The sequence below is a fragment of the Kocuria rhizophila DC2201 genome (assembly GCF_000010285.1).
Lineage (GTDB): Bacteria > Actinomycetota > Actinomycetes > Actinomycetales > Micrococcaceae > Kocuria > Kocuria rhizophila_A.
The window spans coordinates 1,516,940-1,542,355 of sequence record NC_010617.1 but is presented as its reverse complement, the minus strand read 5'-3'; the positions used below and the strand labels follow the sequence as shown (position 1 = coordinate 1,542,355).

At 72.0% G+C, this 25,416-nt stretch carries 19 protein-coding genes; 17 read left to right on the top strand and 2 right to left on the bottom strand.

Annotation, left to right across the window (positions count from 1 at the left end; translation table 11 throughout):
* The first annotated feature begins 329 nt into the window (after positions 1-329).
* The 8 genes from KRH_RS06695 (at position 330) to KRH_RS06660 (ending at position 10,319) form a co-directional block, all read left to right on the top strand.
* Positions 330-1,091: a YebC/PmpR family DNA-binding transcriptional regulator gene (locus KRH_RS06695; protein ID WP_012398435.1), complete on the top strand. Its 762-nt coding sequence runs from the start codon at positions 330-332 to the stop codon at positions 1,089-1,091.
* Between the two features lie 4 nt (positions 1,092-1,095).
* Entirely contained in the window at positions 1,096-1,764 is a 669-nt protein-coding gene (gene ruvC, locus KRH_RS06690; protein WP_012398434.1) for a crossover junction endodeoxyribonuclease RuvC, read from the top strand.
* A gap of 265 nt (positions 1,765-2,029) precedes the next feature.
* On the top strand, positions 2,030-2,671 hold the full coding sequence (gene ruvA / locus KRH_RS06685) for a Holliday junction branch migration protein RuvA (protein WP_012398433.1): 642 nt from the start codon (positions 2,030-2,032) through the stop codon (positions 2,669-2,671).
* 44 nt (positions 2,672-2,715) lie between these two features.
* A complete protein-coding gene (gene ruvB, locus KRH_RS06680; RefSeq protein ID WP_387696441.1) occupies positions 2,716-3,774 on the top strand; it encodes a Holliday junction branch migration DNA helicase RuvB in 1,059 nt (352 codons plus the stop codon).
* 102 nt (positions 3,775-3,876) lie between these two features.
* On the top strand, positions 3,877-4,401 hold the full coding sequence (locus KRH_RS06675; RefSeq protein WP_226905873.1) for a preprotein translocase subunit YajC: 525 nt from the start codon (positions 3,877-3,879) through the stop codon (positions 4,399-4,401).
* A gap of 95 nt (positions 4,402-4,496) precedes the next feature.
* Positions 4,497-6,455: a protein translocase subunit SecD gene (secD, locus tag KRH_RS06670; RefSeq protein WP_012398430.1), complete on the top strand. Its 1,959-nt coding sequence runs from the start codon at positions 4,497-4,499 to the stop codon at positions 6,453-6,455.
* Positions 6,452-7,486, top strand: a complete 1,035-nt coding sequence (gene secF / locus KRH_RS06665; RefSeq protein ID WP_012398429.1) for a protein translocase subunit SecF — start codon at positions 6,452-6,454, stop codon at positions 7,484-7,486. Before secD ends, secF begins: the two co-directional genes overlap by 4 nt.
* Positions 7,487-8,003: 517 nt before the next feature.
* On the top strand, positions 8,004-10,319 hold the full coding sequence (locus KRH_RS06660; protein WP_148202432.1) for a RelA/SpoT family protein: 2,316 nt from the start codon (positions 8,004-8,006) through the stop codon (positions 10,317-10,319).
* A 25-nt stretch (positions 10,320-10,344) separates the two neighbouring features.
* On the opposite strand, the gene KRH_RS06655 is transcribed toward KRH_RS06660, so the two are convergent.
* Positions 10,345-10,977, bottom strand: a complete 633-nt coding sequence (locus tag KRH_RS06655; RefSeq protein ID WP_012398427.1) for a hypothetical protein — start codon at positions 10,975-10,977, stop codon at positions 10,345-10,347.
* Between the two features lie 434 nt (positions 10,978-11,411).
* Positions 11,412-12,662 (bottom strand): DUF349 domain-containing protein, encoded by a 1,251-nt coding sequence (locus tag KRH_RS06650; protein WP_012398426.1) that lies wholly within the window; start codon positions 12,660-12,662, stop codon positions 11,412-11,414.
* 545 nt (positions 12,663-13,207) lie between these two features.
* On the opposite strand from KRH_RS06650, the gene hisS reads away from it, so the two are divergent.
* From hisS to rpsD, 9 genes are all read left to right on the top strand, one after another.
* Entirely contained in the window at positions 13,208-14,566 is a 1,359-nt protein-coding gene (gene hisS, locus KRH_RS06645; protein ID WP_012398425.1) for a histidine--tRNA ligase, read from the top strand.
* 183 nt (positions 14,567-14,749) lie between these two features.
* Positions 14,750-16,564 carry an aspartate--tRNA ligase gene (gene aspS / locus KRH_RS06640; protein WP_012398424.1) on the top strand — a complete coding sequence of 605 codons (1,815 nt, stop codon included), beginning with the start codon at positions 14,750-14,752 and terminating at the stop codon, positions 16,562-16,564.
* A gap of 38 nt (positions 16,565-16,602) precedes the next feature.
* Positions 16,603-17,829, top strand: coding sequence for an MFS transporter (locus KRH_RS06635; RefSeq protein ID WP_012398423.1), 1,227 nt, complete (start codon positions 16,603-16,605; stop codon positions 17,827-17,829).
* A 123-nt stretch (positions 17,830-17,952) separates the two neighbouring features.
* Complete coding sequence (gene dtd, locus KRH_RS06630) at positions 17,953-18,405, top strand: D-aminoacyl-tRNA deacylase (protein WP_012398422.1); 453 nt, start codon at positions 17,953-17,955, stop codon at positions 18,403-18,405.
* A gap of 70 nt (positions 18,406-18,475) precedes the next feature.
* Positions 18,476-20,146, top strand: coding sequence for a replication-associated recombination protein A (locus KRH_RS06625; RefSeq protein WP_012398421.1), 1,671 nt, complete (start codon positions 18,476-18,478; stop codon positions 20,144-20,146).
* Between the two features lie 129 nt (positions 20,147-20,275).
* Positions 20,276-22,006: a glycerol-3-phosphate dehydrogenase/oxidase gene (locus tag KRH_RS06620; RefSeq protein ID WP_012398420.1), complete on the top strand. Its 1,731-nt coding sequence runs from the start codon at positions 20,276-20,278 to the stop codon at positions 22,004-22,006.
* Between the two features lie 57 nt (positions 22,007-22,063).
* Positions 22,064-22,813 (top strand): MIP/aquaporin family protein, encoded by a 750-nt coding sequence (locus KRH_RS06615; protein ID WP_012398419.1) that lies wholly within the window; start codon positions 22,064-22,066, stop codon positions 22,811-22,813.
* A 46-nt stretch (positions 22,814-22,859) separates the two neighbouring features.
* Positions 22,860-24,380, top strand: a complete 1,521-nt coding sequence (glpK, locus tag KRH_RS06610) for a glycerol kinase GlpK (RefSeq protein ID WP_012398418.1) — start codon at positions 22,860-22,862, stop codon at positions 24,378-24,380.
* A 223-nt stretch (positions 24,381-24,603) separates the two neighbouring features.
* Positions 24,604-25,242, top strand: coding sequence for a 30S ribosomal protein S4 (gene rpsD / locus KRH_RS06605; protein WP_012398417.1), 639 nt, complete (start codon positions 24,604-24,606; stop codon positions 25,240-25,242).
* Positions 25,243-25,416: the final 174 nt, after the last annotated feature.

The window sequence follows — 25,416 nt, the reverse complement described above, 5'->3', positions numbered from 1 at the left end:
CGCCCGCAGCCGCGCGTGCCGAGGCTCGCCCGGGGTGCCCCGGCCGTTGGCAGGGGGTCGGGCGGGCGGCGTCGTCATCCGGGCGTGCCGCGGCGGCCCGTCGAACCGCGACCACGGCAGGCGCGGCGTCGACCGGGCCCGTCGCCGCGGCGAACCGTGTCCCCGCACCGGCGGCTCGGCGAGCACCGGCGGTACCGCGCGGCCCCTGGGCGGTGCGGGGGCGCACCCCGGTGTGACAGGGCACGGGGCGCGCTCGGTATCATGGCAGTCAATCCACCACCGCGTCCGGCCCGAGCACGGCCGGACGCACTCTTTCGAGGAGGTCATCCATGTCAGGTCACTCCAAGTGGGCCACGACCAAGCACAAGAAGGCGGCGATCGACGCCAAACGGGCCAAGGCGTTCGCCAAGTACATCAAGGGCATCGAGGTCGCGGCCCGCATGGGCGGCGCGGACACCTCCGGCAACCCGGCGCTCGAGCTCGCGGTGTCCAAGGCCAAGAAGAACTCGGTGCCCAACGACAACATCGACCGCGCGATCAAGCGCGGCGCGGGGCTGACCGGCGAGACGATCGACTACACCGAGATCCTCTACGAGGCCCGCGGCCCGCAGGGCACCGCGCTGTACATCGAGTGCCTGACCGACAACAAGAACCGCGCGGCCTCCGAGGTGCGCGTGGCCGTGACCCGCCACGGTGGCACCATGGCCGATTCCGGGTCCGTGGCGTACCTCTTCGAGCGCAAGGGCGTGGTGGAGGTCGCCAAGACGGACGGCCTCACCGAGGACGACGTGCTGATGGCGGTGCTCGACGCCGGCGCGGACGAGGTGCTGGACGAGTCGGACGTCTTCGAGGTGGTCAGCGAGGCCACGGACCTGCCCGCGATTCGCGCGGCGCTGGACGAGGCCGGGCTGGAGTACAACAACGACGACCCCCAGTTCCGCGCCACCATGACCGTGGACCTGGACGCCGAGGGCGCGCGGAAGTTCCTCAAGCTCGCGGACGCGGTCGAGGAGCTCGACGACGTGCAGAACGTCTACTCCAACGCGAACATCCCCGCGGACGTGATGGCCCAGCTCGAGGACGACGAGTAGGCCCGTGACCGGTGAGCAGGCACCGGGGACCCGGCGCGTGCTCGCGGTCGACCCCGGTCTAACCCGCTGCGGCTTCGCCGTGGTGGACATGTCCGCCCAGCGCACGGGCACGTTCGTGCACGTGCAGGTCAGCGGCTCCCGTGCCCACGAGGCCCTCGAGCGCCGCGTGCTGACCATCATGGAGGCGGCCGAGGAGCTCATGGAGCGCTTCGCCCCGGACGTCGTGGCGGTGGAGCGGGTGTTCGCGCAGAACAACGCGCCCACGGTGGTGGGCACCGCCCAGGCCACCGGCGTGGTGATCGCGGCGGCGGCCCGGCGGGGGATCCCGGTGGCGTGGCACACGCCCTCCGAGGTCAAGGCCGCGGTCACCGGGGATGGCTCCGCGGACAAGGAGTCCGTCAACCGGATGGTCGTGCGCATCCTGCGCCTGGACGCCCCGCCCCGCCCGGCCGACGCCGCCGACGCCCTCGCACTGGCCGTGTGCCACGGGTGGCGCGGCGGCGTGGCCGGGATGGACGCGGCGGCGGCCACGTCCACCCACTCCGGGTCCCGGCCGGCCCGGGCCTCCGGGACCGCGCTGACACCGGCCCAGCAGGCGTGGCGCCGGGCGGAGTCCGCCTCGCGCGCCCCTGCGGCCCGCGGCGGGGCCCCGACACGGGGCAGACGCGGCTGAGCGTCGCCCCGGGGCACACGCCGACGGCGCGTCCGTGCGGCCGGACGCCGGTGGGCCCACCGGGTGCCTGCTCCACCGTGCGCCGTGGCCAGTCTCCGCAGGTCCGCCCCCGTTGGTACAGTGGCCCCGGAGAATTCGCACACGTGTTCGAATCCGGTGCGGCCCCCGCCGCGCCCGAGCACCGGGGCACCAGCCCCCGCACCACCGGCCCTCCCGGTTCCGGTGCGCGAACGAGCCCGGCCCCGGCCGGGAGAGGGGAGCAGCCGTGATTGCCTCGGTGACCGGTGAGGTGGCCTTCGTGGGTGCCACCCTGGCCGTGGTGGAGGTCTCGGGCTTCGGCATCGAGGTCCACGCGAGCCCCCGCACCCTGTCCGGGTTGCGCGTAGGCGCCACCACACGGCTGCACACCGCCTACATCGCCCGCAAGGACGAGGCCCCGCTGCTCTTCGGGTTCGCCCAGGGGGACGAAAAGGAGATCTTCACCGTGATGCTCGGGGTCTCCGGCGTGGGGCCGCGCACCGCGCTCGCGGCCGTGTCCGTGCTCGGGCCCGAAGACGCCCGCCGGGCCATCGCCGCCGGCGACGACAAGGCGTTCACGGCCGTGCCGGGCATCGGGCCGAAGTCCGCGCGGCGGATCGTGCTGGAGCTCGCGGACAAGCTCGTGCTGCCCGAACCTCCCGTCCAGCAGGCCAACCAGCCGCAGGTGCCGGTGTGGCGCGACCAGGTGGTCGACGCGCTCACGGGCCTGGGGTGGAGCGAGAAGGACGCCGTCCGCGGCATCGAGGACGCCCTGCAGACCCAGCCGGAGCTCGGTGACTCCGGCAACGTGGCGGAGATCCTGCGCGCCGTGCTCTCGTGGCTCGGCACGTCCAAGGGCACCACGCACGCACCCACTGGGAGGCGTTGAGCGTGGCCGTGGAGGAGCGCGGGGCCGCGGGGCCGCAGCGGCTCGTGGGCGCCGAGGGTGACTACGACGACCAGCAGCTGGAGGCGTCGCTGCGTCCGGGCACGCTCGACGACTTCGTGGGGCAGAAGCGGGTGCGGGCCCAGCTGTCCCTCGTGCTGGAGGCCTCCAAGCTGCGCGGGCGCACCGCGGACCACGTGCTGCTCTCCGGGCCCCCGGGTCTGGGCAAGACCACCCTGGCCATGATCATTGCGGAGGAGCTGGAGGTCCCGCTGCGGATCTCCTCGGGCCCCGCGATCCAGCACGCCGGGGACCTCGCCGCCATCCTCTCCTCGCTGACCCACGGGGAGGTGCTGTTCCTCGACGAGATCCACCGGATGTCCCGCCCGGCCGAGGAGATGCTCTACATGGCCATGGAGGACTTCCGCGTGGACATCGTGGTGGGCAAGGGCGCCGGCGCCACCTCCATCCCCCTGGACCTGCCGCCGTTCACGCTCGTGGGTGCCACCACGCGCGCCGGTCTGCTGCCCGGTCCGTTGCGGGACCGTTTCGGGTTCACGGGCCACCTGGAGTTCTACTCGGTCCCGGAGCTGGAGCTCGTGCTGCGCCGCTCGGCGGGGCTGCTGGACCTGGCCATGACCTCCGAGGCGTTCAGCGAGGTGGCGTCCCGCTCGCGCGGCACCCCGCGCATCGCCAACCGGCTGCTGCGCCGGGTGCGGGACTGGGCGCTCGTGCACGGTGTGGAGCGCATCGACGCCCGCGCGGCCGGCGCCGCCCTGGACATGTACGAGGTGGACGCCCGCGGACTGGACCGGCTGGACCGCAACGTGCTCTCCGCCCTGGTGGGCAAGTTCAACGGAGGCCCGGTGGGACTGTCCACCCTTGCGATCGCCGTGGGGGAGGAGACCGAGACCGTGGAGACCGTGGCGGAGCCGTTCCTCGTGCGGGAAGGGCTGCTCGGGCGCACCCCGCGCGGGCGGATCGCGATGGCCGCCGCGTGGGAGCACCTGGGGCTCGCGGTCCCGGACCACGCGGCCTTCAAGGATCCCGCGTTGCGCACGGCCCTGGCCACGGAGCCCGAGGGGCACGACTCATCCAGCGCGTGACCAGATCCATCCCCTAAGCTGAGGTGAACCTGGTCACCGCGGCGCCGTGGAACGCACGCCGCACGGGTGGCCCGTGACGACTCCCGACAGAACGGATTATTCGTGACCATCCTCGCAGAGACCCAGCAGGCAGCCACCGGCGGGGGGACCGCATGGTTCCTGCCCGTGATGCTCGTGGTCATGGTGCTGCTGCTGTGGCTGCCCATGCGCCGCCAGAAGAAGGCCCAGGCCGAGATGAAGGCGAAGCAGGCTGGCATGGAACCGGGCACGCGCGTGATGACCAGCTTCGGACTGTTCGGCACCCTGCGCGACATGGACCGTGAGAACAACAAGGCCGTGCTGGAGATCGCCCCCGGCCAGCTCGTCACGGTGCACTCCCAGACCGTGACCACCGTGGTCGACGAGACCCCCGCCGGTGCCGAGCCCGTCGCGGAGCACGACGCCGCGGCCACCGGTCCCGTCGCCGAGCACACCGACGCCGCCGGTGGCGCGAGCACCGCCGGAAGCACCCCCGCGCAGGACACCGTCCGGCCGACCGACGCGGGCACCGCGGCCGGGGAGCAGCCGGAGCACCAGACCTGGCGCGACGCCCGCGAGCCGGGCGACCGCGGCAACACCACCATCTGACATCCCCCGACGAGTCACGGGCCGAGCACCTCGGCCCGTTTCTCATGCGGTGACCGGGCCCCCGTCCCCGGTCACGGGTTCCCCGAAGGACAGCCATGGCAGCACAGAAGAAGGGGTCGGACTCCTCCGCTCCCCGCACGACCCCGCGGTGGCGGCGCAGCTCGTCCGCCGACGACGCCGGCTCCCCCCGCCGGTCCGGACCCCGCGGTGCGGGCCCCGGCAACCGGCGCCCGGCCACCGGAGCCGCCGCTGCGGCGTCGTCCGCCCGCAAGGCCCTGCTGGCCCTCGTGGCCGTGACCGCCCTGCTCGCCGCCACACTGATCTGGGGCGTGGGCACCGACCGCACCGGGTGGGCCCCCAAGCTGGCCCTGGACCTCGAGGGCGGCACGCAGATGGTGCTCTCCCCGTCCCTGCAGGGCGAGAAGGCCGGACAGGACATCACCCAGGAGCAGCTGGACCAGGCGGTCGAGATCATCCGCCAGCGCGTGGACGGCGCGGGCGTGTCCGAGGCGGAGATCACCACGCAGTCCGGCAGCAACATCGTGGTGTCGATGCCCGGTGTGCCCTCCTCCGAGACCCGTGACCTGATCCAGACCTCGGCGCAGATGGCGTTCCGCCCCGTGATCGTCACGGGCCCGGGGGAGGCCACCCCCAAGGACCAGCGCACGAAGGCCAAGGACATCCCGAAGTCCGACGGCAAGCCCTCGGACTCCTCGGACCCCCGCTGGATCACCCCCCAGCTCTTCCAGTCCTACCAGGCCCTGGACTGCACGGCCCCGCAGCCGCAGAAGGACCGCGCGGCCCAGCCGCAGGACAAGGCCGTGGTCGCGTGCGACCCGGAGAGCAAGACCAAGTTCATCCTCGGGCCCGTGGAGATCCCGGGCACCGAGATCGCGGACGCCTCCTACGCGCAGGCCACCAACTCGCAGGGCCACGCCACGGGCGGCTACGCCGTGAACCTGCAGTTCGACGAGCAGGGCACCGCGACCTTCAAGGAGCTCTCCGAGCGGTTGTACGGGCTGGGCCAGAAGGGGCAGCAGGACCCGCGCTCGCAGTTCGCGATCGTGCTGGACGGCTCCGTGGTCTCCGCCCCGTCCATGAACTCCGTGATCACGGACGGCAAGGCGCAGATCACCGGCAACTTCACTGAGGACGAGGCCAAGTTCCTGTCCCAGCAGCTGAAGTACGGCGCGCTGCCGGTGTCCTTCTCGATCGACTCCGAGCAGCAGATCTCCGCCACGCTGGGCAGCAACCAGCTGCGGATGGGCATTGTGGCGGGACTCATCGGGCTCGCGCTCGTGTGCGTGTACTCGCTGTTCCAGTACCGCTGGCTGGGCCTGGTGACCATTGCCTCGCTCGTGGTCGCCGGTGTGCTCACGTACCTCGCCATCACCCTGCTGGGATGGGGCGCCAACTACCGCCTCTCGCTGGCCGGCGTGGCGGGGCTCGTGGTGGCCATCGGGCAGACCGCGGACTCGTTCATCGTCTACTTCGAGCGCATCAGGGACGAGATCCGGGCCGGGCGCACCATTCCCGCGGCCGTGGACCACGGCTGGCAGCGGGCCCGCCAGACCGTGCTGGCCTCCAAGGCCGTGAACCTGCTCGCCGCGGTGGTGCTGTACTTCGTGGCCGTGGGCAACGTGCGCGGCTTCGCGTTCACGCTGGGCCTCACGGCCATCGCCGACCTGCTGGTCGTGTTCCTGTTCACCCACCCGGTGATGGTGCTGCTGGCCCGCACCTGGTACTTCGGCTCCGGGGCCAAGAACTCGGGGCTCGACCCCGAGGCCCTCGACGCCGTGCCGATGTACCGCGGCGCCGGCCGGCTGCGCTCGCCCGAGGACTCCGACGGCCTCACGATCGCCGAACGACGCCGCCGGGCCGCCCGTGCGGCGCAGGACGCCGATGGCGCGGGTGTCACCACCGCTCCCACCGTCGACGGCGAGGACCGCGCGGCGCCCGCCCCGGCGGCGTCGTCCGCGCAGACCGGCACCGCACACACCCCCGGGGCGGGTTCCTCCGCCGCGCGCACCGACTCCGAGGAGGCCCAGCGATGAGCAACCGTCTCGCGCGTTTCGGCAACGACCTGCACAGCGGTCGGCGGTCCTACCCCTTCGTCCACAAGCGCGGCACGTGGCTGGCCGTGAGCCTGGCCCTGGTGCTCGTCTCGATCCTGATCCCCGTGGTCAAGGGCGGGTTCAACCTGGGCATCGACTTCACGGGCGGCTCGGAGTTCACGGTCTCCGGGGTGTCCAACACGGACGTCGCACTCGGTGAGCGCGCGGTGGCCGAGACCGCCGGGGCCCAGGAGTCCACGGTCACGAACATCGCCCCGGGCACGGTACGGGTGCAGACCCAGCAGCTCGACGACGACCAGACCCTGGCCCTGAAACAGAAGCTGCAGGACTCCTACGCCGTGGGGGAGGACCAGGTCACCTCCACGTTCGTGGGTCCCACGTGGGGCCAGGGCGTGACCCAGCAGGCGCTGTGGGGGCTGCTGATCTTCGTGGCCCTGGCACTGGCCCTGATGGCGCTGTACTTCCGCACGTGGAAGATGTCGGTGTCCTCGATCGCGGCCATGCTGGTGACCATCGTGATCACCGCGGGCGTGTACTCCCTGGTGGGCTTCGAGATCACCCCCTCGGCCGTGATCGGGTTCCTCACCGTGCTGTCCTACTCGCTGTACGACTCCGTGGTGGTCTTCGACAAGGTCCGCGAGAACACCGCCGGGCTGCTGGACGGCACCGCGCCCGGGGAGCGCGGCAAGCGCACCTACGGGGAGCAGGTGAACCTCGCGGTGAACCAGACGCTGGTGCGCTCGATCAACACCTCCGTGGTGGGCATCCTGCCCGTGGGCTCCATCCTGTTCATCGGCGCCTACCTGCTGGGGGCCGGCACGCTCAAGGACCTCTCGCTGTCCCTGTTCGTGGGCATCATCGTGGGCACCCTGGCCACGCTGTTCGTGGCCGCCCCGCTGTACTCGTGGCTGCGGGACCGTGAGCCTGCCGTGCGGGAGCAGGAGCGGAACGTGCTCTCGCAGCGCACCACGGACGCGCCCCCGGTCAGCGCGGACCCCGTCTCCGCCTGACGGCGGCCCCGGCGCACCACTGCGCCGCCCAGCCGCCCGTCCCAGCGTGGCCCCCGTGCACCGAGCACGGGGGCCACGGCACTACACTGGGGCATCAGCCGCGCGCCCAGGCCCGCCACGTCCCCCGGCCCGCGCGGCCACGCGAAGGAGGCAACGGATCATGTCCAGCCAGTCCGAGTCCCGCTCCGCCCGGGTCACCGCGGAGCCCGCGGCCCCCTCCGACGACGCCGCCGGCGCGGGCGGGATGTCCCACGGCGCCACCCCCTCGGACACGTCCTTCGACGCCGCCCCCGCAGGCAGCGTCTCCAACGGCGCTGCCCCCTCGGGCACGTCCTCCGGCGCCTGCCCTGCTGGCCCCGACTCCGAGACCGCCGGCCGCTCCGGCACCGTGTCCCACGGTGTTGCCCCCGCGGGCCCCGTGTCCGGCTCCACCGGCCCCTCGGGCACCGCCCCCGGCACCTCCCCGACGTCGGCGAACGGCGCCGCCGTGGCGGCCCCCCGCGCGCCGCGCGGGCCCATGGGCGGCACCCACTACGTGCTGCCGGCGTCCCGGCCGGTCTTCGGGCGCGCGGTGTTCCCGGGCCGCAGCGAACGCACCCGCTCCACACTGTCCGTGCTCAGCGGAGAGTCCGTTCCGAGCTCTCCCGTGCTGGTGCCCCTGCTGCGCACCGTGCAGAACACCCACCCGGACGAGGACCTCGCGGTCCTGGAACGGGCGTTCGTGGTGGCGGACACCCACCACGAGGGGCAGAAGCGCAAGTCCGGAGACCCGTACATCACCCACCCGGTGGCCGTGACCACCATCCTCGCGGAACTCGGGATGACCGGGGCCACGCTCGTGGCGGGGCTGCTGCACGACACCGTGGAGGACACCTCCTACACCCTGGACGAGCTGCGCGAGGACTTCGGCGAAGAGGTCGCCGCGCTCGTGGACGGCGTCACCAAGCTGGACAAGATCCACTACGGTGAAAACGCGCAGGCCGAGACCGTGCGCAAGATGATCGTGGCCATGGCCAAGGACATCCGTGTGCTGGTGATCAAGCTCGCGGACCGGCTGCACAACGCGCGCACGTGGCGTTTCGTCTCCTCGGAGTCCTCCGGGCGCAAGGCGCGCGAGACCCTGGAGATCTTCGCCCCGCTGGCCCACCGGCTGGGCATGAACACCATCAAGTGGGAGCTCGAGGACCTCTCCTTCGCGGCGCTCTACCCCAAGGTGTACGAGGAGATCGTGCGCATGGTGGGGGAGCGCACCCCGGAGCGCGAGCGCAACCTCGCGGAGATCCGCAGTCAGATCGCCGACGCCCTCGAGGCCTCGGGGATCGAGGCGACCATCACGGGCCGCCCCAAGCACTACTACTCGATCTACCAGAAGATGATCGTGCGCGGGAAGGACTTCGACGAGATCCACGACCTGCAGGCGGCACGCGTGCTCGTGACCTCGGTGCGCGAGTGCTACGCCGCTCTCGGCGTGCTGCACGCGAAGTGGCGCCCGCTGCCGGGGCGGTTCAAGGACTACATCGCCATGCCCAAGTTCAACATGTACCAGTCGCTGCACACCACGGTGATCGGTCCGAACGGGCGTCCGGTGGAGATCCAGATCCGCACCCACGAGATGCACCGCCGCGCCGAGTACGGTGTGGCCGCGCACTGGAAGTACAAGGACAAGGTCAACCAGGCGAACTCCGCGACCCCCAAGGCCAAGGAGGGGGAGCTGAACTGGCTCAGCTCCCTGGTCTCGTGGCAGGAGGAGGCCAAGGACTCCTCGGACTTCCTGGACTCGCTGCGCTACCAGATCAACACCGCCGAGGTGTACGTCTTCACGCCCAAGGGCGAGGTCATGGCCCTGCCCACGGGCTCCACACCGGTCGACTTCGCCTACGCGGTGCACACCGAGGTGGGCAACCGCACCATCGGGGCCCGGGTCAACGGCAAGCTCGCCCCGCTGTCCTCCACCCTGCAGCACGGGGACCGGGTGGAGATCCTGACGTTCAAGTCCGAGCAGGCCGCCCCGTCCCAGGACTGGCTGAAGTTCGTGGGCTCCCCGCGGGCCCGCACCAAGATCCGGCAGTGGTTCTCCAAGGAGCGCCGCGAGGAGGCCATCGAGCGGGGCAAGGAGCTGCTGACCAAGGCGCTGCGCAAGCACCACCTCCCGCTGCAGCGCACGGTCACGAGCGAGTCCCTGCTCGCGGTGGCCCAGGACTTCAACCGCGGCGACGTGGCCGCGCTGTACGAGGCGCTGGGCTCGGACGCCGTGAGCGCCCACCAGGTGGTCGAGAAGCTGCTCGAGCACCTGGGGGGCGCGGACGGCACGGAGGAGGACCTCGCCGAGAACACCCGGGTCACCCAGCCGGTGCGGGCCGGGGCCACGGACGCCGGCGTGCTGGTCCAGGGCGCCTCGGACGTGTACGTGAAGATCGCCCGCTGCTGCACCCCCGTGCCCCCGGACGAGATCGTGGGCTTCGTGACCCGCGGTTCGGGGATATCGGTGCACCGGCGGGACTGCGCGAACATGAAGGTGATCCCCGAGGGCGACGACCGCGTCAAGGAGGTCTCCTGGGCGCCCACCCAGTCCTCGCTGTTCCTCGTGGAGATCCAGGTGGAGGCCCTGGACCGCAAGTCCCTGCTCTACGACGTCACCCGTGTGCTGTCCGAGAACCACGTGAACATCCTCTCCGCGCAGGTCCACACGTCCCGGGCCCGCCTGGCGATCTCCCGCTTCTCGTTCGAGATGGGAGACACCCGCTACCTCGACCACGTGCTGAACCAGGTGCGGCGCATCGACGGCGTGTACGACGTGTACCGCGTGTCCGGGCACCGCCCCGTGGCCTCCTGAGGAGCTCCCGAGGGTCACGGCGGGCTCAGCCCGCACCGCCGGTTGAGCGGATGGAACGGGTGATCTTGCGGACCCTGGCCAGCGCCGCGCGCCGCCCGGGGGTCTTGGGCATCGTCTCCAGGTCCCGCAGCACGAGCTCCGGTTCGCAGCGCCCCGGGGAGCCCCCGAGCAGGGCCAGCAGGGCGGCGTCGCCCGCCGGTCCCGTGACGTGCAGGGCGATGTCAGCGGCGGTGCGTCGCGGGGTGGTGAGCGTGATGCCGTGGTGGACCACCAGGTCCTGGGGCGCGAAGCTGGTCTGGTGCAGCACGATGCCCGGCGGCACGGTGGTGGTGGTGCGGGCGGACTTGTCCACCAGGATGGGCAGCGGGCACGGCTCCGGGGCGCAGCGGTAGAACCACGCGGCGCCCATGCGGCCCAGCACCCCGCGACGCTGCAGGTTCCCCGGCACCACCCGGCTCAGCACCGCGGCGCGCAGGGCGGTGGAGCAGGGCCGGGAGGCGTGCACGTGCGCGTCCAGCAGCTCCCGGCGCAGCACACCGTCCGCGGCCATGGCGTGCAGCTCGGCCCGGCTGAACGGGTGACCGGGGAGGAACACGGAGAACGCGCCCTCGTAGCGGGGACCGGCGGAGGGCTGCAGCACGGGGGCGGGAAGACTCATGCCCCCATCCCACCGCACCGCGCACCCACGCGGCAGGGTCGCCGGGCACCTGTGGAGAACGCGTGCGGGCGTGTCACCCCGCAACGAGGCACCAGGGTGACCGAGCGGCGTCGTGCCGTGTGTCCGGCGCCGCCCCCGGCACTGCGCCGGGAACCGTCGCCGGAGTCACCGGTGCCGTCCCGCCCGGCGCCGCGGCCCGTACGACGCCCGGGACGCCGCAACGGCGCGCCTCCGGCGCCGCTCCCGACACCGGGGTCACCGGTCCCGTCCCACCCGGCGGCGCGCCCGTAGGACGCCCGGCGCGTCGCACCGGTGCGCCTCCGGATCATGGGGCCTCAGGATCAGGGGGCCTCAGGATCAGCGCGCGCCCGGCAGGGCGGTGCCCCCGCACCGGACGCGGCACGGGGGCACCAATGCGGGGCTCCGCCGCGGGCTCAGCCCAGTTCGGACGCGGAGGCCTGCAGCGTGGCGAGCCACTGCTCGCTCGTGGCGAGGTCCTTCTCCAGCGACGCGGCCTTCTTCTCGTTGCCCGCGGCGCGCGCGGCCTCCACAGCCGCGCGCTGGTCCGCGATCTTGTTCTCCAGCTGGGACAGCATGGAGTTGGAGCGGGCCTTCGTCTCGGGGTCGGTGCGCCGCCACTTCTCGTCCTCGGCCTTCTTGACGGCGTCCTCCACGGAGCGCAGCTCGTTCTCCACGCGGCGCAGGTGGGCGCGCGGCACCTTGCCGGCCTCCTCCCAACGGCGCTGGACCGACGCGAGCTGGTTCTTGGCGGCGTCGAGGTCCTTGACGGGCAGGATCTGCTTGGCCTCCGCGAGCAGCTGCTCCTTGACCTTCAGGTTGCCCTCGAACTCCTTGTCGATCTGCTCGTTCGCGGCGGTGCGGGCGTCGAAGAACACGTCCTGTGCGGCGCGGAACCGGGCCCACAGGGCATCGTCGTCCTTGCGGGACGCGCGCGGTGCCTGCTTCCAGCGGTCCATGAGCTCGCGGTACTTCCCGGCGGTCTCGCCCCAGTCCGTGGACGAGGACAGCGCCTCGGCCTCGGCGATCAGCCCCTGCTTCACGCGCTTGGCCTTCGCATTGGTCTCGTCCAGGGAGGAGAAGAACGCCTTGCGGTGGCGGTCGAACGTGGTGCGGGCCTTGCGGAAGCGCTTCCACAGGGCGTCCTCGTCCGCCTTGGACAGCCGGCCGCCCGAGCGCTGGTGCTCCTGCCACTGGGAGAACAGCTCGGCCATGCGCGAGGACGAGTGCTTCCACTGCGTCTTCTCCGGATCCTGGCCGGCCACCTTCTCGGCCTCCTCCACGATCGCGGTGCGGTGCGCGAGCTGCTCGGTCCTGCGCGCCCTGGCCTCCTCCCGCTCACGGTCCAGCGCCACGCGGATGGCGTCCTCGAGGGTGTCCAGGCGGGTGGAGAGGTCCAAGAGGTCGCCCACCATGGTGTGCGCGTCCACCTGCTCGCGCACGTGCGCCACGGTCTTGCGCATCTCACCGGCCGGGGCCTTGGCGGCGATGCGCTGCTCGAGCAGCGCCACCTGCGCCTCGGCGTCGTCGAACTTCCGGGCGAAGTAGGCGAGCGCCTCGTCGGGGGTGGCGTCCGGGAACTGGCCGCACTCGTGCTCGGTGCCCTGCACGCTCACGTACACAGTGCCGTTCTCGTCCGCACGCCCGAACTTCTTGGCGCGCGCCACGGACTCGGCCGGCGCGAGGGCGGGGTGAGCGGCATCGGGCTGCGGCGCGGGAACCGGCGCGTGGGCGGGTTTGCCAGCGGCCGGCAACTTCGGAGCGCGTGGGGCCGGCCTGCCGGCGGGGGCCGGCGCGGGCGGGGCCGCGGGTGCAGCGGGCGGCTCGGGGGACGACGACGCCGGGCCCGGGGTGGGTGCGCCGGGCGCGGCCGGGTGCTCGGCGGCGTCGTGCGCGGGCGCTCCGGGGGCCGGTGCGTCGGGGTGCTCCCCGGGCGCATGGGGGGCGGGCGGTCCCGGGACGGGACGGCGGTCGTCGGATTCAGGACGTTCTGTCACCGCTACAACTCTCTCTGCACGGCCTCGCCGGTGGCTGTGGTTCCTGTCACCGGGCGAGGCTCCATAGGTGGACACGGCCATCCTAACGATGCGCGCAGCCTAGAATGGCCAGCAGACACCCCACGGAGCCCCCGGACCCGCCGCCGACCGCTGCGCCGCGCCCGTCCGCGAGGCCCACCGGCACCGCCGCACCCAGCAACCGAGGAGTTCCACCCATGGCCCGCACCACCTCACTGTCCGGTTTCCCCGAGTGGCTCCCCGAGGAGCGGATCGTGGAGCAGCACGTGATGGACTCCCTGCGGCGCACCTTCGAGCTGCACGGCTTCTCCTCGATCGAGACCCGTGCCGTGGAGACCGTGGAGCAGCTGCTGCGCAAGGGGGAGATCGACAAGGAGGTCTACGGCGTCTCGCGGCTGCAGCAGGACGCGGACGAGCCCAACCCCGAGGGTGCCCTGGCCCTGCACTTCGACCTCACCGTGCCCTTCGCGCGCTACGTGGTGGAGAACGGCGGGCACCTCACGTTCCCGTTCCGCCGCTACCAGATCCAGAAGGTGTGGCGAGGCGAGCGTCCCCAGGAGGGGCGCGCCCGGGAGTTCACCCAGGCGGACATCGACGTGGTGGGGGACGGCACGCTGGCCTTCCGCTACGACGTGGAGCTCGCGCTCGTGATCGTGGATGCGCTGTCCCGGCTGCCCATCCCGCCGTTCGTGCTGCGCGTGAACAACCGCAAGCTCGCCGAGGGGTTCTACCGCGCCGTGGGCCTCACCGACGCCCCCGCCGTGCTGCGCGAGATCGACAAGCTCGAGAAGATCGGCGCGGACGCCGTCTCCCGCAACCTCCAGGAGCACGTGGGCGCCACCCCGGAGCAGGCGCAGGCGGCGCTCGCGCTCGCCGCGATCCGCACCGAGGACACCTCGTTCGTGGAGCGCGTGCGGGAGCTGGGCCAGTCCAACGAGCTGCTCGAGGAAGGCCTCGCGGAGCTCGCCGAGGTCGTGGGGGAGGCCGCCCGCCGCGCCCCCGGGAAGGTCGTGGCCGACCTCTCGATCGCCCGCGGCCTCGACTACTACACCGGTACCGTCTACGAGACAGTCCTGGTAGGCCACGAGAAGCTCGGCTCCGTGTGCTCGGGCGGGCGCTACGAATCCCTCGCGAGCAACGGCAAGAAGACGTACCCGGGCGTGGGCCTGTCGATCGGCGTGACCCGCCTGGTCACCCGCATCCTCTCCCAGTCCATGGCCTCCGCCTCCCGCGCCGTGCCCTCCGCGGTGCTCGTGGCCCTGAACGACGACGCCTCGTGGTCCGCTGCGCAGGACGTCGCCACCGCGCTGCGGGCCCGGGGGATCGCCACCGAGGTGGCGGCCACCGCCCAGAAGTTCGGCAAGCAGATCCGCTACGCCGAGCGCCGCGGGATCCCGTTCGTGTGGTTCTCCACGGTGGCCGAGGACGGCTCCGTGACCCACGAGGTCAAGGACATCCGCTCCGGCGAGCAGGTGGCCGCGGACCCCGCGAGCTGGCAGCCCCCGGCCGAGGACCTGCGCCCCACGGTGCTCTCCGCGCAGCAGCCGCGGCACTAGCGCCGTACCACCCGCTGTGAGCGGGATCTCGGGCGCGCTCGGTGGACCCGGCGCGCTTGTAGACTCGCGGGGAACGAGAACCCGGCCCAGCGGCGTCGTCCGCCGGTCCCGGGGCACCCGCGAGCCGCGGGAACCAGGACTTCCGGGGCGCGCAACCCCGATCACGAACGAACGAGAAGGTGGATGCACGTGCTGCGAACACACGAGCTCGGCGCCCTGAGTGCCGAGAACATCGGAGAGACCGTCACGCTGGCCGGCTGGGTGGGGCGCCGCCGCGACCACGGCGGTGTGGCGTTCGTGGACCTGCGTGACGCCTCCGGCGTGGCGCAGATCGTGGTGCGGGACGAGGAGCAGTTCCACCAGCTGCGCAACGAGTACGTCCTGCAGGTCACCGGCACCGTGGAGCGGCGCCCCGAGGGCAACGAGAACCCCAACCTGCCCTCCGGCGAGGTCGAGGTCATGGTGGACGAGCTCACCGTGCTCAACACCGCCGCACCCCTGCCGTTCCAGATCGACGAGCACGTGGAGGTGGGCGAGGAGGCCCGCCTGAAGTACCGCTACCTGGACCTGCGCCGCCCCGAGCCCGCCCGCATCATGCGGCTGCGCTCCGAGGTCAACCGCGTGGCCCGCACCCTGCTGCACGAGCAGGGCTTCACCGAGGTGGAGACCCCCACCCTGACCCGCTCCACGCCGGAGGGCGCCCGTGACTTCCTGGTGCCCGCGCGCCTGGCCCCGGGATCCTGGTACGCGCTGCCGCAGTCCCCGCAGCTGTTCAAGCAGCTGCTGCAGGTGGGCGGGATCGAGAAGTACTTCCAGATCGCGCGCTGCTACCGGGACGAGGACTTCCGCGCGGACCGCCAGCCCGAATTCACCCAGCTGGACGTGGAGGCCTCCTTCGTGGAGGAGGACGACGTCATCGCCCTGGGCGAGCAGATCGTGAAGGCCCTCTGGGCGCTGATCGGCGTGGACATCACCACCCCCATCCCGCGCATGACCTACGCCCAGGCCATGGCGGACTACGGCTCCGACAAGCCGGACCTGCGCTTCGACCTGAAGCTCACGGAGCTCACCGAGTACTTCAAGGACACCCCGTTCCGGGTGTTCCAGGCCCCGTACGTGGGTGCCGTCGTCATGCCGGGCGGCGCGTCCCAGCCCCGACGCCAGCTGGACGCCTGGCAGGAGTGGGCCAAGCAGCGCGGCGCCAAGGGCCTCGCGTACGTGCTGTTCAAGGAGGACGGCGAGATCGCCGGGCCCGTGGCCAAGAACATCTCCGAGGCGGAGAAGGCCGGACTGGCCGAGGCCGTGGGTGCCAAGCCCGGCGACTGCGTGTTCTTCGCGGCCGGTGCAGTGAAGACCTCCCGCGCGCTGCTGGGTGCCGCCCGTGTGGAGATCGGCCACCGCGTGGGTCTGATCGACGAGAACGACTGGGCCTTCGTGTGGGTCGTGGACGCGCCCCTGTTCGAACCCGCCAGCGACGCCGTGGAGTCCGGTGACGTGGCCGTGGGCTCCGGTGCGTGGACGGCCGTGCACCACGCGTTCACGTCCCCCAAGCCCGAGTTCATGGACACCTTCGACACGGACCCCGGCTCCGCGCTGGCCTACGCGTACGACATCGTGTGCAACGGCAACGAGATCGGCGGCGGCTCCATCCGCATCCACCGCCGGGACGTGCAGGACCGCGTGTTCCGCGTCATGGGGCTCAGCGAGGAGGACGCCCGGGAGAAGTTCGGCTTCCTGCTGGACGCCTTCCAGTTCGGCGCACCCCCGCACGGCGGCATCGCCTTCGGCTGGGACCGGGTGGTCGCCCTGCTCGCGGGCACCGAGTCCATCCGCGACGTCATCGCGTTCCCCAAGACCGGCAACGGCTACGACCCCCTGACCGCCGCACCCGCACCCATCACGGCGCAGCAGCGCAAGGACGCCGGCGTGGACGCCAAGCCCGAGTCGCGCACCCAGGCCGCGGCCGCCTCCGACGCTCCGGAAGGAGCCTCGCACTGAGTTCCGACGCACCGCGCGGTCGCACCGGCCAGGGCCTCGTGGCCCTGGCCGGTGTCGTTGTCACCGCCTTCACGCTGCGCCTCGCCGTCTCCGGGGTCTCACCCGTCCTCGGTCGCATCACTGAGGACCTGCACCTGAGCCCCGCTGAGGCGGGCGTGCTGGCGATGATGCCTTCCCTGGGCTTCGCGCTCACGGGAATCCTCACCACCCTGGCGATGCGCCGGGTGGGTCTCGAGGCCCTCCTGATCATCTCCTGCGCCCTCGCGGCCGCGGGCACCGTCGCGCGCGCCCTGACCACGGGCGACGTGGGCTTCGTGGTGCTCACGTTCGTGACCATGTGCGGACTGGGCATGGGCAACGTGGTGCTGCCACCCGTGATCAAGAAGTACTTCCCGCACCGGATCGCGGCGCTGTCCGCGCTCTACTCGATGCTGCTGGGCATGTCCACGGCCACCGCACCCTTCTTCGCGGTCCCGCTCGCCGACGCCGCCGGGTGGCGCGTGTCCGTGGGCTCGTGGGCGGTGTTCTCCCTGGCAGCCCTGCTCCCGTGGCTCGTGCTGTGGGTGGGTGCCCGCCGCGGTTCCCGCCGCCCGCCCGCCGAGCAGACCCCCGACCTCACGGTGCTGCCGGACGCGGTGGTGGCCCCGGCCACCACCGCGCGCGTCAAGCCGTGGCACTCGCGGATCGGCTGGGGCGTGGTGCTGATGTTCACGGGCACCTCCGCCAACACGTTCTCCATGTTCCTGTGGCTGCCGCGCTTCCTCACGGACACCGGTTTCTCGGAGCACACCGCCGGGCTGATGCTCTCCTACTACGCGATCCTCGCGGTGCCGGTGAGCTTCGCGGTGCCGTTCCTGGTGCGCCGCTTCGGGAACACCGTGGTGCTGGGGCTGAGCACGGTGGCCCTCTACGCCCTGGGCTACCTGGCGGTGCTGCTGTGGCCCCACGCGCAGTGGGGAGGCTTCGAGCTGATCTGGGTGTGGATCACGGTCTTCGCCCTGGCGCAGGCCTCTTTCCCGCTGTCCATCACGCTGATCAACGCGCGCACCCGCACGACCGCCGGGGCGGGCTCCCTCTCCGGCTTCGGCCAGGGGCTCGGCTACCTCGCCGGCTCCCTGGGTCCGCTCGCGTTCGGGCTGCTGTTCGGGGCCACCGGCTCGTGGTGGCCCTCGTTCGGGTACCTGTGGCTCATGCTCCTGGTGCTCAGCGGCGGCATCCTGCTCACCGGACGGCACCGTTTCATGGAGGACGACGCCGCCCGCTGACCGTTCGCGGCCCCGGTGGTCTCCCGGCGGCGTCACCCGGGCTGCCCGGGCTCGCGCCCGGGAGGTCTGCGGGGTCCGCCCGGGGTCCGCGCCTGCAGGCGTCCGTGTGGTGGACTGGGACCCATGAGAATTGTGCTGCAAGTCGTGTCCCGCGCGTCCGTGACGGTGGCGGAGGAGACCGTGGGGGAGATCGAGGGGCCGGGTCTTCTGGCGCTCGTGGGGCTCACGCACACGGACACCCCCGAGACCGTGTCCAGGCTCGCCGGGAAGGTCGCGGGCCTGCGGATCCTGCCGGGGGAGACCTCGTGCGCGGACGGTCCGTCGCCCGTGCTCGCGGTCAGCCAGTTCACGCTCTACGGGGACGTGCGCAAGGGGCGGCGCCCGTCCTGGTCCCGGGCCGCGCCCGGTCAGCAGAGCGAGCCGCTGTTCGAGGCGTTCGTGGCGGCCCTGCGCGAGCGCGGGATCCCCGTGCGGACCGGACGTTTCGGTGCACACATGGAGGTCTCCCTGGTCAACGACGGACCCGTGACCGTGCTGGTGGACAGCGACGAGCTCGACCGGCCCCGGCGCGGCTGAGATCCGCCGTGAGATTCGACGGGCGGCCGCGCCGGTTCTGCGTGTCCGCGGCGGGCAGTACTGTCGGGGCGTGAGCAACTCCCTGTTCGACCTTCCGGACCCGCTCGGCGGCCAGCCCACGACCGCCACGGAGCCCGCCCGCGACACCGCCGGGGGGCGGGCCCGCTCCCGCGCCCCGCTCGCCGTGCGGATGCGCCCCCGCACCCTGGACGAGGTGGTCGGGCAGAAGCACCTGCTGCGCCCGGGCTCACCGCTGCGCGCCCTGGTCAACGGCAGCTCGGGGCCCGCCGCGCCCTCCTCCGTGATCCTGTGGGGACCGCCCGGCACGGGCAAGACCACCATCGCGCAGGTCATCGCCCGCGGGCACGGCACCACCTTCGTGGAGCTCTCGGCGCTCACCGCCGGCGTCAAGGACGTCCGCCGTGTCATGGACGAGGCGCTCACGGCCCGGGACCTGCACGGGCGCACCACGGTGCTGTTCCTTGACGAGATCCACCGCTTCACCAAGGCCCAGCAGGACGCCCTGCTGCCCGGGGTGGAAAACGGCTGGGTGATCCTGGTGGCCGCCACCACGGAGAACCCCTCCTTCTCCGTGATCTCCCCGCTGCTCTCGCGCTCGCTCATGCTCACCCTGCAGCCGCTGGAGCGCCGGGACATCGGCGAGCTGCTGGACCGTGCGGTCACGGACCCGCGCGGCCTGGACGGCGCCGTCGACCTGGCCCCCGAGGCCCGCGAGCACCTGCTGGACGTCGCCGGGGGAGACGCCCGCAAGGCGCTGACGTCCCTGGAGGCGGCGGCGGGGGTCGCGCTGTCCCACGCGGGCGGCGTCGTCCCCGGCGGGGCGGACGAGCACCGGCCCGCTGATGAGCCCTCGGGAGAGGGTGGCGCGGCGCGTGCCGAGACGTCTGGTGCCGAAGCGTCTGGCGCTGGGACGGCTCGTGTCGGTGGCGCTGGCTCCGGTGCCGCTCGCTCCGGTGCTGCGGCGGAGCACCGGAGCGGCTCGGGCGAGTCCGCCCCCGCAGCCGACCCGTCCCGCGGCGGGGATGCGGAGCAGCCCTCCGGTCCCGCTGAAGCGCAGGGGCCGGGCACGCGGCCCGTCGTGACCCTGGAGCACGCGGAGGAGGCCGTGAACCGGGCCGCCGTGCGCTACGACAGGCAGGGGGACCAGCACTACGACGTGGTCAGCGCATTCATCAAATCCCTGCGCGGCTCGGACGTGGACGCCGCGATGCACTACCTCGCCCGGATGATCGAGGCGGGGGAGGACCCCCGGTTCATCGCGCGCCGGCTGATCATCTCCGCGTCCGAGGACATCGGCATGGCCGACCCCACCGCTCTGCAGACCGCCGTGGCCGCGGCCCAGGCCGTGCAGCTGATCGGCATGCCCGAGGGGCGGATCCCGCTCGCACAGGCCGTGGCCCACCTCGCGACCGCACCCAAGTCCAACGCGTCCTACCTCGCGGTGGACGCCGCGATCGCCGACGTCCGCGCCGGACGCGCCGGGCCCGTGCCCCCGCACCTGCGGGACGCGCACTACCCCGGGGCCGCGGACCTCGGCCACGGGCACGGCTACCGCTACGCCCACGACGCCCCGAACGCCGTGGCCACCCAGCAGTACCCGCCGGACGAGCTCGTGGGCCGGGACTACTACACCCCTACCCCGTACGGCCACGAGAAGCAGGTCTCCCACCGTCTAGAGATCCTGCGCCACATGGTGCGCGGCGGCCCCGACACCCCCTGAGCGCCGCCGGGAGCCACCCACGCGGCGGGCCCGCCCGGGGCCGTGTTCACCTCACCACCACAGGAGGACTATGGTGTGTGCCACCCGAAAAAATCGTCGGCTACCCACCGGTAGACAGGAGCGGCAACCGTGCCTCTGACCTCTTTGAACGCACAGCAGCGCAACAACGACCTCCGCGCGATGGCGGAGCACCCCGTCGACGTCCTGGTGATCGGCGGCGGCATCACGGGCGCCGGGATCGCCCTGGACGCCGCCACCCGTGGGCTCTCCACCGCCATCATCGACGCCCAGGACTGGGCCCAGGGCACCTCCTCGCGCTCCTCCAAACTGGTCCACGGCGGGCTGCGCTACCTCATGCAGCTCAACTTCGCCCTCGTGGCGGAGGCCCTCAAGGAGCGCGACCTCCTGATGCACCGGCTGGCCCCGCACCTGGTCAAGCCCATCCAGTTCATGTACCCGCTCACCCACAAGGGCTGGGAGCGCCCGTTCGTGGCCACCGGCATCGGCATGTACGACACCCTGGCCCACGTGGGCGCCAAGGCCGAGTCCCTGCCCATCCAGCGCCACCTCAGCGCCGCCGGGGTGCGCAAGACCTTCCCCGCCATGCGCGACGACGCCGCCGTGGGCGCCATCGCCTACTGGGACGGCCGCGTGGACGACGCCCGGCTGACCCTGGACCTCGTGCGCACCGCCCAGCGCTACGGCGCGCTCGCGGCCAACCGCGCCGCGGCCCGCAACCTCGTCCGGGACGAGTCCGGCCGCGTGGTCGGCGCCCACGTGGAGGACCTCACCACGGGCGAGACCCGCGAGGTGCGCGCCAAGGTCGTGATCTCCGCCGCCGGCGTGTGGACCGAGCCGGTCCAGGACCTCGCGCAGTCCGAGACCGGGCTGAAGGTGCTGGCGTCCAAGGGCATCCACATCGTGGTCCCCAAGGAGCGTCTGGACGGCTCCACCGGGATCATCCTGCAGACCGAGAAGTCCGTGCTGTTCATCATCCCGTGGGACAACTACTGGGTCATCGGCACCACGGACACCCCGTACGAGCGTGACCTCGCCACACCCACGGCCACCCGCGAGGACGTCGAGTACGTCCTGGAGCACGCCAACGCGATCCTGCGGGACCCGCTGACCGTGGACGACGTGATCGGCACGTGGGCCGGGCTGCGCCCGCTCGTGCAGCCGGGCACCAAGGGAGAGGCCACGCCCTCCACCAAGATCTCCCGCGAGCACTCCGTGGTGGAGGCCGCGCCCGGGCTGTTCACCATCGCCGGCGGCAAGCTGACCACCTACCGCGTGATGGGCAAGGACGCCGTGGACGCCGCCATCGGCAAGAAGGCCGCCAAGGAGAACCCGTCCATCACCGAGCACGTCGCGCTGCTGGGCGCCCAGGGCTGGTCCGGTCTGATGAACCAGTCCGAGCACCTCGCCCAGCGCACCGGGATGGAGCAGGTGGTCGTGGAGCGGCTGCTCAACCGCTACGGGGACGAGACCCTCGAGATGCTCGACACCGTGGCGGAGCACCCCGAGCTCGGTGAGCCCGTGCCGGGTGCCGAGCAGTACCTCAAGGTCGAGATCCAGCGGGCGGCCACGCACGAGGGCGCCCTGGACCTCGAGGACGTGATGTGCCGGCGCACCCACCTGAACTACGAGCAGCGCGACGGCGGCTCCGCCGCGGCCCCGGAGATCGCCCGCATCATGGGTGACGTCCTCGGCTGGGACGAGGCCGAGCGCGCACGCCAGGTCGATCTCTACGAGCAGATGCGCCGTGCCGAGCACGCCGCGCTGCAGGAGAACGACGAGGACACCGCCCAGCGGCTGCGCGAGGGCGCGGGAAACCCGTACCCGCAGCAGCAGGGCTGAGACAGGATCCCGGGCCCTGAACCGTTCCGGGCCCCATAACACCCAATGGAGGGTGCAGTGAATGAAGTGACCGAGGTGGCGCTGTCCACCGTGTTCATGTCGGAGGCCTTCGGCACGGCCGTGCTCGTGCTGCTGGGCTGCGGCGTGGTCGCCAACGTGGTGCTGCCGCGGACCAAGGGCAACGGCGCGGACTGGCTGCTCATCAGCTTCGGCTGGGGCTTCGCCGTGTTCGCCGGCGTGTACGTGGGCCACGCCTCGGGCGCGCACCTGAACCCGGCCGTGACCCTGGGCATGCTCGCGGGCCAGGAGCCCCAGTACGCCCCGGGCGTGGCCATCACCGCGGCGAGCACCGTGGTGTACCTCGTGGCGCAGATGGTCGGGGCGTTCGTGGGCGCCGTCGTGTGCTGGCTCGCGTACAAGAAGCACTTCGACGCCGCCGGGCACGACGGCGTGGCCACCCTCGACGTCTTCGCCACCGGGCCCGAGATCCGCAGCTACGGCTGGAACTTCGTCACCGAGGTCATCGCCACCTTCGTGCTGGTGTACGTGATCCTGGTCTTCGGCGAGACCCCCAGCCAGCTCGGCCCGCTCGCCGTGGGCGTGCTGGTGGTCGCGATCGGCATGAGCCTCGGCGGGCCCACGGGCTACGCCATCAACCCCGCGCGCGACCTCGGCCCCCGTCTGGCCCACGCGCTGCTGCCGATCCCCGGCAAGCTGAGCAGCAACTGGTCCTACAGCTGGGTCCCGGTCCTCGGACCCGTGGTGGGCGGTGTGCTCGCCGGCGTGGCGGCGCACCTCATCGGCTGAGCACCCCGCACGCACCGAGACACACATCTGACGAAGGAGTCACCTCATGAGCGAACCGCAGTACGTGATGGCCATCGACCAGGGCACCACCAGCACCCGGGCCATCGTCTTCGACCACTCGGGCCACATCAAGGGCGTGGGCCAGTACGAGCACGAGCAGATCTTCCCGCGCGCGGGCTGGGTCGAGCACGATCCCCAGGAGATCTGGCGCAACACCCGCCGCTGCGTGGCGGACGCGCTCGCGGAGACCGAGCTGACCCGTGAGGACCTCGCCGCGGTGGGCATCACCAACCAGCGTGAGACCACCGTGGTGTGGGACAGGAACACGGGTGAGCCCGTGTACAACGCCATCGTGTGGCAGGACACCCGCACCCAGGACATCGTGGACGAGCTGGCACGGGACGGCGGCGAGGAGCGTTTCCGCGAGCTCACCGGTCTGCCCCTGGCCAGCTACTTCGCGGGCCCCAAGGTCAAGTGGATCCTGGACAACGTGGAGGGCGCACGGGAGAAGGCCGAGGCCGGGGACCTCATCTTCGGCACCACCGACAGCTGGCTCGTGTGGAACCTCACGGGCGGCACCCACGACGGCGTGCACGTCACGGACGTGACCAACGCGTCCCGCACGCTGCTCATGAACATCGACACGCTGGACTGGAACGAGGACCTCTGCGACACGCTGGGCATCCCCATGTCCATGCTCCCCGAGATCCGCTGCAGCTCCGAGGTCTACGGCAAGGGCCGCGCCCGCGGCTTCCTCAAGCAGGTCCCGATCGCGGGCATCCTGGGCGACCAGCAGGCCGCGATGTTCGGCCAGACGTGCTTCGAGCCCGGCATGGGCAAGAACACCTACGGCACGGGCAGCTTCCTGCTGATGAACGTGGGGGAGACCCCGGTGCGCTCGGACCACGGGCTCATCACCACGGTGTGCTACCAGATCGAGGGCGAGAAGCCGGTCTACGCCCTCGAGGGCTCGATCGCGGTCACGGGCTCGCTCGTGCAGTGGGTGCGGGACAACCTCGGGATCATCCAGGACGCCAAGGAGATCGAGCCGCTCGCGCGCGCCGTCGAGGACAACGGCGGGGCGTACTTCGTGCCCGCGTTCTCGGGCCTGTTCGCACCGCACTGGCGCCCGGACGCCCGTGGCGCCCTGGTGGGTCTGACCCGCTACGTGCGCAAGGAGCACATCGCCCGCGCCGTGCTGGAGGCCACCGCCTACCCGTCCCGCGAGGTGGTCGAGGCCATGAACAACGACTCGCAGCAGGACCTCGTGGAGCTGCGCGTGGACGGCGGCATGACGGCCAACGAGCTGCTCATGCAGTTCCAGGCGGACCAGCTGGGCGTGCCCGTGATCCGCCCCGAGATCACGGAGACCACCGCGCTGGGTGCCGCGTACGCGGCCGGTCTCGCGGTGGGCTTCTGGGCGGACCTGGACGAGATCACCCGGAACTGGGCCGAGGACAAGCGCTGGGATCCCGAGGGGGACCGCGAGCAGCAGGAGAAGCTGTTCCGCAACTGGGGCAAGGCCGTGACCAAGTCCCTGGACTGGGTGAACGAGGACGTCGACTGAGTCCGCTATAGTGGAACGCTGGCTGGCACGTCCCCGGTGGACCTGCGGCGCCCCTGACACCCTCACGGGCCCGGAGAGCACACGGTGGACGCTAGGCACGTCGGATTGCGGCTGATCCGCACCTCTCCCGCGGGAACCGATTCCCCCGCGCAGGAGGCCAGTACCACCCAGAACGGAACGCGGGCCCTGCCCGTACGCCGTCGAACCGCATGAAAGGCATGCTTTGTCCCAGAACAACAGCTCCCGTGCGCGCCGCCAGGTGCGCAAGTCCCGCGCCCTCGGCATCGCGCTGACGCCGAAGGCCGAGAAGTACTTCGAGCGCCGCCCGTACGCACCCGGCGAGCACGGCCGTGCCCGCCGCAAGCAGGACTCCGACTACAAGGTGCGCCTGACCGAGAAGCAGCGGCTGCGCGCGCAGTACAACATCCGCGAGAAGCAGATGCACCGCGCCTACGTGGAGGCCAAGCGCGTCGAGGGCCAGACCGGTGAGAACCTCATCGCCCTGCTCGAGACCCGCCTGGACGCCCTCGTGCTGCGCGCGGGCTTCGTCCGCACGATGGCCGCGGCCCGCCAGGCCGTGGTGCACCGCCACATCATGGTGGACGGCCAGCGCGTGGACCGTCCCTCGTACCGCGTGCGCCCGGGTCAGATGATCCACGTGCACCCGCGCTCCGAGAAGATGGTGCCGTTCCAGATCGCCGCGACCGGTGCGAACCAGGACGTCCTGCCGGACACCCCGCCGTACCTCGACGTGACGATCGACCGGCTGCAGGCCACGCTCTCGCGCAAGCCGGAGCGCTCCGAGGTCCCCGTGACCTGCGAGGAGCAGCTCGTGGTCGAGTACTACGCACGCATGGCCTGACCCTGCGTGTGCCGCCGCCCGTTCGTCGGGCGGCAACCGGACAGCCCGCGGTTCCCACCGCGGGCTGTCCGCGTCTGCGGCCCCGTACGAGGTGGCCCCTCGGACGCGTACGGTGCGGCGCGTGCCGCGGGCACCGGTCTCCGGTGCCACCGGGTGTCTCGGACGCGTGCGAGT